This window comes from Streptomyces sp. NPDC059534, from assembly GCF_042743475.1.
Classification (GTDB): Bacteria; Actinomycetota; Actinomycetes; order Streptomycetales; family Streptomycetaceae; genus Streptomyces.
This window is the reverse complement of the sequence record NZ_JBHWAQ010000029.1, coordinates 44,804-60,030: the sequence shown is the minus strand read 5'-3', so window position 1 is coordinate 60,030 and position 15,227 is coordinate 44,804. Positions and strand designations below refer to the sequence as shown.

Here is a 15,227-nt window from a genome sequence, read left to right as displayed (position 1 = left end):
GGTTGCAGGTCTCGGGTTCCGCCCTCCCACTGGGCTGTGGGTGGCGGGCTCGCCCTCCCCCACCCCCCCATCCCCGCTCCCGGCGCCCTCGGGGGCCGTGCCCCCCCGCGCCGAGGTGCTCGGCGCGCTGGCCCTGGTGCTGAGTGAAATGGGTGATTCGACCCTGTTGGAGAGTGCGCTGCCCGCGGCCGCTCCGGTCTCCCGGCTTGCCTTCACTTAGATAACGAACACCACCGTTGTCATCTCGTTAAGAATTTACTTCTTGACGGCAACGTTGCGGCCGAGTTGACTTCGGGACACCTCGGCCGCAACGTCGCGGCCTCGTCAGGGAGGCAACCCACATGAACGCAGTGACGCGTCGTGCCGTCATAGCAACGGCCGCGGTCTCGATGGCTTTCTCGCTCGCAGCCTGCGGCCAGGCCGGCGGCGGTGACAGCGAGGACAAGGGCAGCTCGACCAAGATCGGTCTGCTCCTGCCCGAGAACAAGACCTCGCGCTACGAGGCGCTGGACAAGCCGCAGTTCGAGAAGGCCGTCAAGGCCGCCTGCTCCGACTGCGAGATCGTGTACAACAACGCCGTCTCCGACGTCGTGAAGCAGAAGCAGCAGTTCGACCAGCTGATCGCCGACGGCGTCAAGGTCATCGCCCTCGACCCGGTGGACTCCGAGAAGGCCGCGGGCTGGGTCAAGGACGCGAAGGCCAAGGGCGTCAAGGTCGTCGCGTACGACCGTTCCGTCGCGGGCGCCGACGCCTACGTCAGCCACGACAACAACAAGGTCGGCGAGCTCCAGGGCCAGGCCCTGCTGACCGCCCTCGGCGCCAAGGCCGCCTCCGCCAACGTCGTGATGATCAACGGCGACGAGAAGGACCCGAACGCCGGGCTCTTCAAGAAGGGCGCCCACACCGCGCTCGACGGCAAGGTCGGCAAGATCGCCTACGAGGCGTCCGGCGAGTGGGACCCGAAGATCGCCGGCGAGAAGATGGCCGCCGCGATCTCCTCGATCGGCAAGGACAAGATCGCCGCGGTCTACTCCGCCAACGACGGCATGGCCGGCGGCATCATCACGTCCCTGGAGAACGCCGGCATCAAGGGCATCCCGGTGGGTGGCCAGGACGCCGAGGTCGCGGGCATCCAGCGGATCATCGCCGGCACGCAGACCTTCACGATCTACAAGTCGCCGCTCCAGCTGGCCCCCGAGGCCGCCAAGTTCGCGGTGAACCTGCTCCAGGGCAAGGAGATCGGCGCCCAGGGCACCACGGACGGCGTCCCGTCCACGCTCTTCGCCCCGGTCGTGGTCGACAAGACCAACATCCAGTCCACGGTGGTCCAGGACGGCATCTACAAGGCCGCCGACCTCTGCACGGCGGACCTCGCCGCCAAGTGCACCGAGCTGGGCGTCAAGTAACCCAGGCCCCACCCCGCCGCCGGGCCCCCGAAGGCCCGGCGTCACGGATCCCGGTACGGAGCGCGCGAGCGCCCCGCGGCCGCCTCCCCGGAGCGAGCCGCCCCCGGCCGCGTACAGAGGGTGAACACCCCCTCCGTACCGCCGGGCGGCGCGCGGCCACCGGATCCGCCCCCAGCCCGTCCGGCCCTCGGCCGACCCAGACCCCGCTGTCGGTCCGGGGGCCGGACGAGCCCAGCCCCCCTCGTACTTTGGCGCTGCACCGGCGGCGCGACATGCCGCCGCCCGCGGGCGGCGAAGGAGTTGGTTCACGTGTCCCAGACGCCCGTGCTGGCGTTGCGCGGGATCTTCAAGCGATTCGGAGCGGTTCAGGTCCTCTCCGGTGTCGATCTCGAAGTCCACGCAGGAGAGGTCGTCGCGCTCGTCGGCGACAACGGAGCGGGAAAGTCCACGCTGGTCAAGACGATCGCCGGCGTGCACCCCATCGACGAGGGCGTCATCGAGTGGGAGGGCGAGCAGGTCGACATCCAGCGCCCGCACGACTCCCAGAACCTCGGTGTCGCGACCGTCTACCAGGACCTCGCGCTCTGCGACAACCTCGACGTCGTCGCCAACCTGTTCCTCGGCCGCGAGATCAAGAAGGGCGGCGTCCTCGACGAGGTCGCCATGGAGAAGCGGGCCAAGGACCTGCTCTCCACGCTCTCCATCCGCATCCCCAGCGTCCGCATCCCCGTCGCCGCCCTCTCCGGCGGCCAGCGGCAGGTCGTCGCCATCGCGCGCGCCCTGGTCGGCGACCCCAAGATCGTGATCCTGGACGAGCCGACCGCCGCCCTCGGCGTCGAGCAGACCGCCCAGGTCCTCGACCTGGTCGAGCGCCTGCGCGAGCAGGGCCTCGGCGTCATCCTCATCAGCCACAACATGGCCGACGTGAAGGCCGTCGCCGACACCGTGGCCGTGCTGCGCCTGGGCCGCAACAACGGCACCTTCCCGGTGGCCACCACCACGCACGAAGAGATCATCGCCGCGATCACCGGTGCCACGGACAACGCCGTGACCCGCCGTCAGGCCCGCAACGCGGAGGTAGCGAAGTGAGCAAGACCCCTCCCACCGCGAGCGACCAGGCCGCCGTGCCGGACCCCCGTACCCCGGAGACCGGGGCCGTGGCGACCGAGGCCCCGGCCGCGGCCGCGGTCCCGGCCGTCGACCCCCGCCTCCTCGTCCGCGAGCAGGGCTTCAAGGGATACGTCGACGAGTTCAAGCGCAAGATCCGCTCCGGCGAGATCGGCTCGCTGCCGGTCGTCGTCGGCCTGATCGTCATCGGCATCGTCTTCCAGGCCCTCACCGGCAACTTCATCACCTCGTACAACCTCGACCAGATCACGCTGTACGCGGTCGGCCCCGGCATCATGGCCGTCGGCATCGTCTTCGTCCTGCTGCTCGGCGAGATCGACCTCGCCGTCGGCTCCGTGGCGGGCCTGGCCGGCTCGGTCTGGGGCGTCCTCGGCACGGACATGCCGGACGGCCTCGCGATCCTCCTCGGCATCCTCTCCGGCACCCTCCTCGGCGCCTTCCACGGTCTGGTCTTCGCCAAGATCGGCGTGCCCGCCTTCGTCGTGACCCTGGCCGGCTTCCTCGGCTGGGCCGGTCTCCAGACCTGGGTGATGGGCGACAAGTCCACCATCCCGACGCCGATCGGCAGCTTCGTCGGCGACCTCACCAAGTACTACTTCTCCGACGTCGCCGCCGCCTACGGCCTCGCCGTGCTCGTCGTCGCCGCCTTCTACCTCGCCCAGCTGCGCGACTCCGGCCGCCGCAAGAGCGCCGGGCTGCCGCACCGCCCGCAGAGCGAGATCATCCTGCGCACCGCCGTCCTGGCGGTCCTGGTCCTCGTCGCCGCCTACGGCTTCAACCAGGAGCAGGGCCTCCCGCTCTCCCTGGTGATCTTCCTGGGGATCCTGCTCGTCACCGACTTCGTGCTCCGCCGCACCACCTACGGCCGCCAGGTCTTCGCCGTCGGCGGCGGCATCGAGGCCGCCCGCCGCGCCGGCATCAACGTGTCGTGGATCCGGATCTCGGTCTTCATGATCTCCGGCACCATGGGCGCCATCGGCGGTCTGTTCCTCGCCTCCGCGACGGGCGGCGCCGACCGCTCCCTCGGCGGCGGCAACCAGCTGATGATGTGCATCGCCGCGGCGGTCATCGGCGGCACGTCCCTGTTCGGCGGACGCGGCAAGGTCTGGTCGGCGCTCCTGGGCATCCTGGTCATCCAGTCGATCGTCCAGGGCCTGAACCAGATGAACCTCTCCTCGAACGCGATCCAGTACATGATCACGGGAGCGGTCCTGCTCATCGCCGTCATCATCGACTCGGTCTCCCGCAAGACGCAGAAGACCGCGGGCCGCGCCTAGGGACCCCGTCCCGCGCGCGTAACGCTCGCCACACCGCCCGGCGCCGCGAAACCGGCGCCGGGCACTGCTGCGTCCGGAGCAGTGCACCGGACCGTACGGAGCCGTACAGATCAGCGGGATGTAGGCCGTGAGGGTGATGCCTCACCCCCCGGCCCGATGCCCACGATCCAAGACGGAACATTAGACTCGACAAATCGGCAAGCTCGACCAGCTCAAAGCAAGGAGGCACGGGTGGCTCTGCTGACCCGTATCAGGGGACCGCGAGATCTCGACCGGCTCTCCCCGGAACAGCTGGACCAGCTGGCCGACGAGATCAGGACGTTCCTCGTGGACGCCGTCTCCAAGACCGGCGGGCACCTCGGTCCCAACCTCGGTGTGGTCGAGCTGACCATCGCCCTGCACCGGGTGTTCGACTCCCCGAAGGACCGGGTCCTCTGGGACACCGGCCACCAGAGCTACGTCCACAAGCTCCTCACCGGACGCCAGGACTTCTCGAAGCTCAAGATGAAGGGCGGCCTCTCCGGCTACCCCTCGCAGGCCGAGTCCGACCACGACGTGATCGAGAACTCGCACGCCTCCACCGTCCTCGGCTGGGCCGACGGCCTCGCCAAGGCCAACGAGGTCCTGAAGAAGGACGACCACGTCGTCGCGGTCATCGGCGACGGCGCCCTCACCGGCGGCATGGCCTGGGAGGCGCTCAACAACATCGCCGCCGCCAAGGACCGCCCGCTCGTCATCGTCGTCAACGACAACGAGCGCTCCTACGCGCCGACCATCGGCGGTCTCGCCAACCACCTGGCGACCCTGCGCACCACCGACGGCTACGAGCGCTTCCTCGCCCGCGGCAAGGACATCCTGGAGCGCACCCCGGTCGTCGGGAAGCCGCTCTACGAGACCCTGCACGGCGCCAAGAAGGGCCTCAAGGACTTCATCGCCCCGCAGGGCATGTTCGAGGACCTCGGCCTCAAGTACGTCGGCCCCATCGACGGCCACGACATCGAGGCCCTGGAGTCGGCGCTGACCCGCGCCAAGCGCTTCGGCGGCCCCGTGATCGTCCACTGCCTCACCGAGAAGGGGCGCGGCTACCAGCCCGCCCTCCAGGACGAGGCCGACCGCTTCCACGCCGTCGGCAAGATCCACCCCGACACCGGCCTGCCCATCGCCTCCTCCGGCGCCGACTGGACCTCGGTCTTCGGCGAGGAGATGGTGAAGCTCGGCAAGGAGCGCGCGGACATCGTCGCCATCACCGCGGCCATGCTCCAGCCCGTCGGCCTCGACAAGTTCGCCAAGGCGTTCCCCGACCGGGTCTTCGACGTCGGCATCGCCGAGCAGCACGCCGCGGTCTCCGCCGCCGGCCTGGCCACCGGCGGCCTCCACCCGGTCTTCGCCGTCTACGCGACCTTCCTCAACCGCGCCTTCGACCAGGTCCTGATGGACGTGGCCCTGCACAAGTGCGGCGTCACCTTCGTTCTGGACCGGGCCGGGGTCACCGGCACCGACGGCGCCTCCCACAACGGCATGTGGGACATGTCGATCCTCCAGGTCGTGCCCGGCCTGCGGCTCGCCGCCCCGCGCGACGCCGACCAGGTCCGCGCCCAGCTCCGCGAGGCCGTCGAGGTCACCGACGCCCCCACCGTGGTCCGCTTCTCCAAGGGCGCGGTCGGCCCGGCCGTACCCGCGCTGCGCCGCGTCGGCGGCATGGACGTGCTCCGCGAGCCGGGCAGCGACTGTCCGGACGTCCTCCTGGTCTCCGTCGGCGCGCTGGCCCCGATGTGCCTGGAGATCGCCGACCTGCTCGACCGGCACGGCATCTCCACGACCGTGGTCGACCCCCGCTGGGTCAAGCCCGTCGACGAGGCCCTCGCCCCGCTCGCCGAGCGTCACCGGGTCGTCGTCACCGTCGAGGACAACAGCCGCGTCGGCGGTGTCGGCTCGGCCGTCGCCCAGGCGCTGCGCGACGCCGGCGTCGACGTACCGCTGCGTGACTTCGGCATCCCGCCGCGCTTCCTCGACCACGCCTCCCGCGGCGAGGTCATGGCCGAGATCGGGCTGACCGCGCCCGACATCGCGCGTCAGGTCACCGGTCTGGTCTCGCGGCTCGACGGGCGCTTCGAGAGCAGCGCGCAGGCCGTGGAGCCCGCCCGCGACTGACGCACGGCATCACTCCGCGTCACCCTTGGGCCGGTCGGATCACTCTTCGGAGTGCCGACCGGCCCTTTCGCGTGCATTCTGACCACAGGGCGGGCAGCCCCATGGCAGGGAGGTGCGACGTGAGTACGGACCAGCAACCACGCGCCAACGACGGAATGTTCCGGACGAAGTCGGTCGAGCAGTCGATCCGCGACACGGAGGAGCCCGAGCACGCGCTCAGGAAATCCCTGTCCGCGTGGGACCTGACGGTCTTCGGCGTCGGCGTCATCATCGGCACCGGCATCTTCGTGCTCACGGGCAAGGTCGCCAAGGAGAACGCGGGCCCGGCCACGGCCCTCGCCTTCGTCGCGGCCGGCATCGTCTGCGCCCTCGCCGCCCTCTGCTACGCCGAGTTCGCCTCCACCGTCCCGGTGGCCGGATCGGCGTACACCTTCGCGTACGCGTCGATCGGCGAGCTGCCCGCCTGGATCATCGGCTGGGACCTCGTCCTGGAGTTCGCCCTCGGTACGGCGGTGGTCGCCGTCGGCTGGTCCGGCTACGTGCGCTCGCTGATGGACAACATCGGCTGGCACCTGCCCGCGGCGCTCGAAGGCCCGGACGTGGGAGGCGGCACCTTCGACATCCTGGCCTTCCTGCTCGTCCTGGTGCTGACCGTGGTCCTCGTCCTGGGCATGAAGCTGTCGGCCCGCATCACCGCGGTCGTCGTGGCGATCAAGGTCACCGTGGTGATGATCGTGATCGTCGCCGGCCTGTTCTTCATCGTCGGCGACAACTACAAGCCGTTCATCCCGCCGGCCGTCACCCCGGAGGGCGGCGGCTCCAACTGGGACTCCCCGCTCGTCCAGCTGATCTTCGGCTACGAGCCGACGAACTTCGGCGTCATGGGCATCTTCACCGCCGCCTCGGTCGTCTTCTTCGCCTTCATCGGCTTCGACGTGGTGGCCACCGCCGCCGAGGAGACCAAGCTGCCGCAGCGGGACATGCCCCGCGGCATCCTCGGCTCGCTCCTCATCTGCACCGTGCTGTACGTGGCCGTGGCGCTCGTCGTCACCGGCATGCAGCACTACACGGAACTCTCCGTGAGCGCCCCGCTCGCCGACGCCTTCAAAGCCGCCGGTCACCCGTTCTACGCGGGCGTGATCAGCTTCGGCGCCGCCGTCGGCCTCACCACGGTCTGTCTGATCCTGCTCCTCGGCCAGACCCGCGTCTTCTTCGCCATGAGCCGCGACGGCCTGCTGCCCCGCTTCTTCTCCGTCACGCACCCGCGCTTCAGGACCCCGTACCGGCCGACGATCCTGCTCGGCGTGATCATCGCGATCGTCGCCGGCTTCACCAGCATCAACGAGCTGGCGACCCTGGTGAACATCGGCACCCTCTTCGCCTTCGTCGTCGTCGCCGTCGGCGTCATGGTGCTCCGCCGCACCCGCCCCGACCTGCCGCGCGCCTTCCGCACCCCCTGGGTGCCGGTGCTGCCGATCATCTCCATCGCGGCCTCGATCTGGCTGATGCTCAACCTGCCGGGCGAGACCTGGTTCCGGTTCGCGGTCTGGATGCTGATCGGCCTCGTCGTGTACTTCCTGTACGGGCGCGGTCACAGCCGGTTGGGCCGGCAGGGCAGGGAAGCCCAGTACTGAGCGGGCACCGGAAACCGGGGCCGCAGGCGCGGATCGGAGCGCCGGGAGGGGCGACTACAGTCGGCTCGTACCCGACCCGAAACCGATGACCGGAGTGCTGGACCCCTCATGGCGAATCGATCCGAGGCCCCCACCGCCCACCCCCACGGTGCCCCCGCCGCCCCGCAGTTGCGCGGGTCCTGGCTGGCCCGTGGGAAGGAGGGCAGATTCAGCGTCTACCTGCCCCGGAACGGCGAAGTGGTCCGCTGGACCGAGGGCGTCGACGGCCGCTGGAGCGAGCCCGTCTCGCTCGGCGGCGGCGGTCTGACGCCCAGCCTCTCGGCGGGCCAGGGCCGCGACGGATACGTCCACCTCGTCGGGCTGCGCCCGGTGGCCGGCAAGCCGGACCACGTCGAGCTGGTGCACACCACCCAGTACCAGACGGCCCGCCCGGCGCTGGAGTGGCGCTCGATCACCCACCCGAACGGCGCCTCCTACCACTGGACCGGCACCCCCAGCGTCACCGTGGACGGCATCGGGCGCGCCTACGTCTTCTCGCGCAACGGCGGCGGCGGCATCAGTGTGCGGGCCCAGAAGGACGCGGGCGGCTGGCACCCCTGGTGGGACCTGGTCGGCTCCAAGACCGACCCGTCGCCGGTCGCCCTCACCAACGGCTCGGGCTTCGTCGAGCTGTACACCTCGCACGCCACGGGCCTGCTGCGCTACGTCCAGCGCGAGTCCGGCGCGAAGCCGATCCGCGAGGAGATCCTGCCCGCGGCGGTGACCATGGGCACCCTGGCGGGCGTGACCGGCCCCTCCGGGCACTGCACCCTCTTCTACGTCGACCACGACGGCCGGGTGTGCGCCTGGTCGCCCGAGCGCTCCCTGAAGCCGACGTACCTCACCGACGCCCTCGGCACCGGCCCGCTCACCGCCACCCGCTGTCTCGTGGACGGCTTCGACTGCACGGTCCTGGCCCAGCAGGACGAGGACGGCCGGCTCGCCCTCGCCGCCTACCCGAGCGAGCAGGAGGACGCGGGAGCCCGCTGGTCGGAGACGGGAGAGCGGCACGGCGCTCTGGTCACCGCCCTCACCCGCGCGGCCGACGAGAGCCTGGTCGCACTGGCGTTGGTCGACGGCACCTCGCTGATCACCACGCGGCAGCGGCCCTCGGCGGACGGCCTGGCCCTGGAGGGCTGGCGCCCCCTGCGCTGACCGCGCGCCGCGTGCCGCGGGCCCGTGCCCGCCCCGGCGGGCACGGGAAACGGGAAACGGGAAACGGGAACGGCCCCGGCACCTGGAGAAGGTGCCGGGGCCGTTCGCGTACGCCCTGGGGCGCGAGGCCGGTGTTACGCCGGGATGCTCGCCACGCCCTGCGCGAGGAAGGGCTTGCCGTTGACGCGCTCGGAGACGCCCTCACGGTCCAGGTACGGCGTGATGCCGCCCAGGTGGAAGGGCCAGCCCGCACCGGTGATCAGGCAGAGGTCGATGTCCTGCGCCTCGGCGACGACACCCTCCTCCAGCATCAGGCCGATCTCCTGCGCCACCGCGTCCAGGACGCGGTCGCGGACCTGCTCCTCGGTCAGGACGGAGTCGCCCTGGACGAGGAGGGCGGCGACCTCCGGGTCGAGCTCCGGCTTGAAGCCGTTCTCGGCCTTGTAGACGTAGAAGCCGCGCTTGCCGGCCTCGACGACGCGCTTGAGGTTCGGCGAGACGGTGAAGCGGTCCGGGAAGGAGCGGTTCAGGGTCTCGGAGACGTGCAGACCGATCGCCGGGCCGACGAGCTCCAGGAGCACCAGCGGCGACATCGGCAGGCCGAGCGGCTCGATGGCCTTCTCGGCCGTCTCGACCGAGGTGCCCTCGTCGATGACGTTCTGGATCTCGCCCATGAAGCGGGTCAGGATGCGGTTCACGACGAACGCCGGGGCGTCCTTGGTGAGGACCGCGGTCTTCTTCAGCTTCTTGGCGACACCGAAGGCGGTGGCCAGCGACGCGTCGTCCGTCTTCTCGCCGCGGACGATCTCCAGGAGCGGGAGGATCGCGACCGGGTTGAAGAAGTGGAAGCCGACCACGCGCTCCGGGTGCCGGAGCTTGGAGGCCATCTCCGAGACGGAGAGCGAGGAGGTGTTGGTGGCGAGGATCGCGTGCGCCGGGGCGACCGCCTCGACCTCAGCGAACACCTTCTGCTTGACGGACATCTCCTCGAACACGGCCTCGATGATGAAGTCCGCGTCCGAGAAGCCCTCGGCCTTGTCCAGGACACCGGAGACCAGGCCCTTGAGGCGGTTGGCCTTGTCCTGGTTGATCCGGCCCTTGCCGAGCAGCTTCTCGATCTCGGCGTGGACGTAGCCCACACCCTTGTCGACGCGCTCCTGGTCGATGTCGGTCAGGACGACCGGCACCTCCAGGCGGCGCAGGAAGAGCAGGGCGAGCTGGGAGGCCATCAGACCGGCGCCGACGACGCCGACCTTGGTGACCGGGCGGGCCAGCGACTTGTCCGGGGCACCGGCGGGGCGCTTGCCGCGCTTCTGCACCAGGTTGAAGGCGTAGATGCCGGAGCGCAGCTCGCCGCCCATGATCAGGTCCGCGAGGGCCTGGTCCTCGGCGTCGAAGCCCTTCTGCAGGTCGCCGTCCTTGGCGGCCTCGATGATCTCGAGGGCGCGGTAGGCGGCCGGGGCGGCGCCGTGCACCTTGGAGTCGGCGACGAGGCGGCCCTTGGCGACGGCCTGGTCCCAGGCGTCGCCGCGGTCGATCTCGGGGCGCTCGACGGTGACGGAGCCGTTGAGGACGGAGGCCGTCCAGATCAGCGACTGCTCCAGGAAGTCCGCGCCCTCGAACAGCGCGTCGGCGATGCCGAGCTCGAAGACCTGCTTGCCCTTGAGCTGACGGTTCTGGTTCAGCGAGTTCTCGATGATGACCGAGACGGCCTTCTCCGCGCCGATCAGGTTCGGCAGGATGGCGCAGCCGCCCCAGCCGGGCACCAGACCGAGGAAGACCTCGGGCAGCGAGAAGGCCGGGAGGGCCTTCGACACGGTGCGGTAGGTGCAGTGCAGACCGACCTCGACGCCGCCGCCCATGGCCGCGCCGTTGTAGTACGCGAAGGTCGGGACGGCGAGCGCGGACAGCCGCTTGAAGACGTCGTGGCCGCCCTTGCCGATGGCGAGCGCCTCGTCGTGCTTCTTCAGCAGCTCGACGCCCTTGAGGTCGGCGCCGACGGCGAAGATGAACGGCTTGCCGGTGAGGCCGACGCCGGTGATCTCACCGTTCGCGGCCTCGGCCTCGACCTGGTCGATCGCCGCGTTCAGGTTGGCGAGCGACTGCGGGCCGAAGGTGGTCGGCTTGGTGTGGTCGAAGCCGTTGTCCAGCGTGATCAGGGCGAACCGGCCCGCACCCGCGGGCAGTTCGAAGTGCCGTACGTGGGCGCTCGTGACGACCTCGTCGGGGAAGAGCTCCGCGGCGCCCTTCAGAAGCTCGGCGGTGGTGCTCACTTGCCCTCCCAGTGGGGGTTTTCCCAGATGACCGTGGCGCCCATGCCGAAGCCGACGCACATCGTGTTGAGGCCGTATCGGACCTGCGGGTTCTCCTCGAACTGGCGGGCCAGCTGCGTCATCAGACGGACGCCGGAGGAGGCGAGCGGGTGACCGTAGGCGATGGCGCCGCCGTACTGGTTGACGCGGGCGTCGTCGTCGGCGATGCCGTAGTGCTCCAGGAAGGCGAGGACCTGGACCGCGAATGCCTCGTTGACCTCGAAGAGGTCGATGTCCTCGATGGACAGACCGGCCTTCGCGAGGGCCTTCTCGGTCGCCGGGATCGGGCCGTAGCCCATGACCTCGGGCTCGACGCCGGCGAAGGCGTACGAGACGAGGCGCATCTTCACCGGGAGGTCGTTCTCGCGGGCGAAGTCCTCGGAGGCGATGATCGAGGCGGTGGCGCCGTCGTTGAGACCGGCCGCGTTGCCCGCGGTGACGTTGCCGTGGACGCGGAACGGCGTCTTCAGGTTGGCCAGCGACTCCAGGGTGGTGCCCGGGCGCATCGGCTCGTCGGCGGTGACCAGGCCCCAGCCGGTCTCACCGGTGGAGGCGTCGGTGCGGCGGACCGAGATCGGCACCAGGTCCTGCTGGATCTTGCCGTCGGCGTACGCCTTGGCGGCCTTCTCCTGCGAGCGCACGGCGTACTCGTCGGCGCGCTGCTTGGTGATGCTCGGGTAGCGGTCGTGCAGGTTCTCGGCGGTCATGCCCATGAAGAGGGCGGACTCGTCGACGAGCTTCTCCGACACGAAGCGCGGGTTCGGGTCGACGCCCTCGCCCATGGGGTGGCGGCCCATGTGCTCGACACCACCCGCGATGACGGCGTCGTACGCGCCGAAGGCGATCGAACCGGCGACGCTGGTGACGGCCGTGAGGGCGCCGGCGCACATGCGGTCGATGGAGTAGCCCGGCACCGACTGCGGCAGACCGGCGAGGATGCCCGCGGTCCGGCCGAGGGTCAGACCCTGGTCGCCGATCTGCGTGGTCGCGGCGATGGCGACCTCGTCGATCTGCGCGGGGTCGAGGCCCGGGTTGCGGCGCAGCAGCTCCCGGATGGCCTTGACGACGAGGTCGTCGGCGCGGGTCTCGTGGTAGATGCCCTTCGGGCCCGCCTTGCCGAACGGGGTGCGGACGCCGTCGACGAAGACGACATCCCTGACGGTACGAGGCACGATGGCTCTCCTCCAGGGTGCGGGATGGCACTGCTGCGGCACACGCCTAAGCGTGCGCTTGCTCCCCCCATGCTACTTGCGAGTAACCAGGCTGCCCAGTCCCTGGGGCGCAAGCGGCGAAGGTCACATCCCGAGGATGCCACCGGGGAGACCGCGCGCCCCCCGCGTACGCCCGTCCGATCGGAGGGTCCCGCAACCCGATGGGCGCAGGGCGGCGGCCGCGTCGCGGCGCGGACGCCCGTCGGCGGGCGGAGGCTGGCACCGGCCTGGGCGCGAGGCTCCGGCCCCCGCACACCGAAAGGACTCCTATGGCGATCGTCACCACCGACCACGAAGTCCCGCACACGTCCACCGTCCCCGCGAACGCGAACGCGCCCGTCAAGCTCTTCGTACGGGAGCGGCGCAACACGTCGGACACCGGGCCGCGCACACCGGTCCTCATGCTCCATGGCCGGAGCGTCCCGGTGCTGGCCGGCTTCGACCTCCAGCACGAGTCGTACAGCTGGGCCGAGGCGCTGGCGAAAGCCGGCTACGACGTCTTCATGATGGACCTCCAGGGGTCGGGTCGCTCCCCGCGCCCGAAGATGGACGACCCCCACAACGTCAACCCGGCCCAGCAGCCCCTGCTGACGCCGAGGCCGCCGGGATTCGTGCCGGGCCCGCCGAGCTATCCGTTCCAGCTGACGAACTCGATCAGCGACCGGGACGAACTGAACACCGTCGTGGAGTTCATCCGCGCCGAGTGCGGCGTGGACAAGGTCGCCTTCATCGGCTGGTCCGCCGCCGCGTTCACCATGGGGCCGTACGCGGTCAACAACCCCGACAAGGTGGCGAGCCTGTTCCTGCTCGCACCGATCTTCCCGCCCCTGGGAACGTCGAACCCGCCGGCCACGCTGCCGGTGTCGGGCTTCCCGACCTTCATCGGCGGCAAGACCGGATTCGATCAGGGCTGGTCCGCGGAGGCGCCCTGCGAGGGCCAGCGCGCACCCGGCATCGTCGACGTCGCCTGGGACGCGATCATGGCGAACGACCCGATCGGCAGCACGTGGGGACCCCCGACGGGGTTCAACCGGATCAGGAACTTCGTCCGGTGGGGATGGAACAGCACCACCGCGGCGCAGGGCGGGGTGCTCGGCGGCGGTGTCCCCGTACTGATGGTGTACGGGGAGTACGACAAGCAGGTGAACACGTCACCGCCCAACGCGAACCCGGAACTCAACTTCTCGGTCCCCGCGCTCTACGACGCCGTCGCGGGCTCGCACAAGCTGATGGTCAAGCTGGCCTGTGCGGGGCATTCGGTGGTGTGGGAGATGCAGCACAAGAACGTGCACAACCTCTCGAAGCACTGGCTCAAGCACCTCAAGGTCGACGGCAAGACCCAGGGCGTCTTCGACATGGACGTCAACGGCGTCCTCAGCCCGGCCCCGTAAGCCCGGCGGCCTCGTAAAGCCGGCTCGCGGGTCCGGACCCGCGAGTCCGGCCACGTGAAACGACAGAGCTCCCGGCCGCGCGTGCGGCCGGGAGCTCACGAGTGTCGCCGGATCAGCCCTGGGCGGTCGCCAGCGCCGTCACCAGGAGCGGGGTCACCAGCTCCACCTGCCACTGCCGGGCGCCGTGGCCCGTCAGGGCGGCGGCGACGCCGTCCGCGTCCGCCGGGGCCGGCGGCTCCCAGCAGACCCGGCGCACGGTGTCCGGGGTGATCAGGTTCTCCTGCGGCAGGTTCAGTTCCTCCGCGAGCGCCGAGACCGCCGCGCGCGCCGCCGACAGACGGGCCGCCGCGACCGGGTCCTTGTCGGCCCAGGCGCGCGGCGGGGGAGGGCCCGCGACCTGCTGGCCGGGCTGGGGCAGCTCGCTCTCCGGGAGGGCGCGGGCGCGGTCCACGGCGGCCTGCCACTGCTCCAACTGACGGCGGCCCATCCGCTGCCCGAAACCGGGCAGCGCCATCAGCGCGGTCGCGTTCACCGGCACCGCGAGCGCGGCCTCGACGATGGCGGCGTCGCTCAGGACCTTGCCCGGGGAGACGTCCCGGCGCTGGGCGATCTTGTCGCGGGCCGTCCACAGCTCCCGTACGACCGCCATCTGGCGGCGTCGGCGCACCTTGTGCATGCCGGAGGTCCGCCGCCACGGGTCCTTGCGCGGCGGGGCGGGCGGGGCGGAGGCGATGGCGTCGAACTCCTGGAGCGCCCACTCCAGCTTGCCCTGCCGGTCGAGCTCCTTCTCCAGCGCGTCGCGCAGGTCGACGAGGAGTTCGACGTCGAGCGCCGCGTACCGGAGCCACGGCTCGGGCAGCGGGCGGGTGGACCAGTCCACCGCGGAGTGGCCCTTCTCCAGGGCGTAGCCGAGGACGGACTCGACCATCGCGCCGAGGCCGACCCGCGGGAAGCCCGCGAGCCGCCCGGCCAGCTCGGTGTCGAAGAGCGAGGTGGGGAGCATGCCTATGTCGCGCAGGCAGGGGAGGTCCTGGGTGGCGGCGTGCAGGATCCACTCGGTCCCGGCGAGCGCCTCGCCGAGCCCCGAGAGGTCGGGGCAGCCGACGGGGTCGATGAGCGCGGTGCCCGCGCCCTCGCGCCGGAGCTGGACGAGGTAGGCGCGCTGGCCGTAGCGGTATCCGGAGGCGCGCTCGGCGTCCACCGCCACGGGGCCGGTTCCGGCGGCGAAGGCGGCGATCACCTCGGCGAGGGCGTCCTCGGTCTCGACGACGGGCGGAATCCCCTCACGGGGCTCCAGCAACGGGATCGGAAGCCCATTCGCAGGGACATCGTCGTCCGGGGGGCCGCCCCCGGTGGTGCGCAGTGCTGTGTCTGCTGCGGTCTCTTGGGCGTCGGTCACCTGTCAAGGGTATCGGTGAACGGCAGGCGCCTGTCTCTGGTACACTTCTGACGCAGGCGCCGCCCTCCAGAGAGTAGATCTCGGTGGGGGCCGCCTAATAACAGCGGGGGTGGAGGAGGGGCGG

The 15,227-nt window shown here is 70.7% G+C and carries 10 protein-coding genes and 1 pseudogene; 8 read left to right on the top strand and 3 right to left on the bottom strand.

Features of this window, described 5'->3' with window-relative positions:
* Positions 1 to 75 precede the first annotated feature (75 nt).
* From ACFVZH_RS29410 to ACFVZH_RS29380, 7 genes and pseudogenes are all read left to right on the top strand, one after another.
* Positions 76 to 220, top strand: a pseudogene (locus ACFVZH_RS29410) (ROK family transcriptional regulator); the annotation flags it as partial.
* 121 nt (positions 221 to 341) lie between these two features.
* Positions 342 to 1,406: a sugar ABC transporter substrate-binding protein gene (locus ACFVZH_RS29405; protein ID WP_384901941.1), complete on the top strand. Its 1,065-nt coding sequence runs from the start codon at positions 342 to 344 to the stop codon at positions 1,404 to 1,406.
* A 300-nt stretch (positions 1,407 to 1,706) separates the two neighbouring features.
* The gene (locus ACFVZH_RS29400; protein WP_366305347.1) at positions 1,707 to 2,495 is read left to right on the top strand and encodes an ATP-binding cassette domain-containing protein; all 789 of its coding nucleotides are present in this window, start codon (positions 1,707 to 1,709) and stop codon (positions 2,493 to 2,495) included.
* A complete protein-coding gene (locus ACFVZH_RS29395; RefSeq protein ID WP_384901939.1) occupies positions 2,492 to 3,811 on the top strand; it encodes a sugar ABC transporter permease in 1,320 nt (439 codons plus the stop codon). The genes ACFVZH_RS29400 and ACFVZH_RS29395 overlap by 4 nt, the downstream gene beginning before the upstream one ends.
* Positions 3,812 to 4,042: 231 nt before the next feature.
* Positions 4,043 to 5,962: a 1-deoxy-D-xylulose-5-phosphate synthase gene (dxs, locus tag ACFVZH_RS29390; protein ID WP_384901937.1), complete on the top strand. Its 1,920-nt coding sequence runs from the start codon at positions 4,043 to 4,045 to the stop codon at positions 5,960 to 5,962.
* Between the two features lie 155 nt (positions 5,963 to 6,117).
* Positions 6,118 to 7,596, top strand: coding sequence for an amino acid permease (locus tag ACFVZH_RS29385; RefSeq protein ID WP_384902006.1), 1,479 nt, complete (start codon positions 6,118 to 6,120; stop codon positions 7,594 to 7,596).
* Positions 7,597 to 7,704: 108 nt separating this feature from the next.
* Entirely contained in the window at positions 7,705 to 8,790 is a 1,086-nt protein-coding gene (locus ACFVZH_RS29380) for a hypothetical protein (protein ID WP_384901935.1), read from the top strand.
* Positions 8,791 to 8,924: 134 nt separating this feature from the next.
* On the opposite strand, the gene ACFVZH_RS29375 is transcribed toward ACFVZH_RS29380, so the two are convergent.
* The gene (locus ACFVZH_RS29375; protein WP_384901933.1) at positions 8,925 to 11,063 is read right to left on the bottom strand and encodes a 3-hydroxyacyl-CoA dehydrogenase NAD-binding domain-containing protein; all 2,139 of its coding nucleotides are present in this window, start codon (positions 11,061 to 11,063) and stop codon (positions 8,925 to 8,927) included.
* Entirely contained in the window at positions 11,060 to 12,274 is a 1,215-nt protein-coding gene (locus tag ACFVZH_RS29370; RefSeq protein WP_384901931.1) for a thiolase family protein, read from the bottom strand. Before ACFVZH_RS29370 ends, ACFVZH_RS29375 begins: the two co-directional genes overlap by 4 nt.
* A 308-nt stretch (positions 12,275 to 12,582) precedes the next feature.
* On the opposite strand from ACFVZH_RS29370, the gene ACFVZH_RS29365 reads away from it, so the two are divergent.
* Positions 12,583 to 13,704: an alpha/beta fold hydrolase gene (locus ACFVZH_RS29365; RefSeq protein WP_384901929.1), complete on the top strand. Its 1,122-nt coding sequence runs from the start codon at positions 12,583 to 12,585 to the stop codon at positions 13,702 to 13,704.
* Positions 13,705 to 13,816: 112 nt separating this feature from the next.
* Here ACFVZH_RS29365 and ACFVZH_RS29360 read toward each other — a convergent pair whose 3' ends face one another.
* On the bottom strand, positions 13,817 to 15,103 hold the full coding sequence (locus ACFVZH_RS29360; RefSeq protein ID WP_384901927.1) for an HRDC domain-containing protein: 1,287 nt from the start codon (positions 15,101 to 15,103) through the stop codon (positions 13,817 to 13,819).
* Between the last annotated feature and the right edge of the window lie 124 nt (positions 15,104 to 15,227).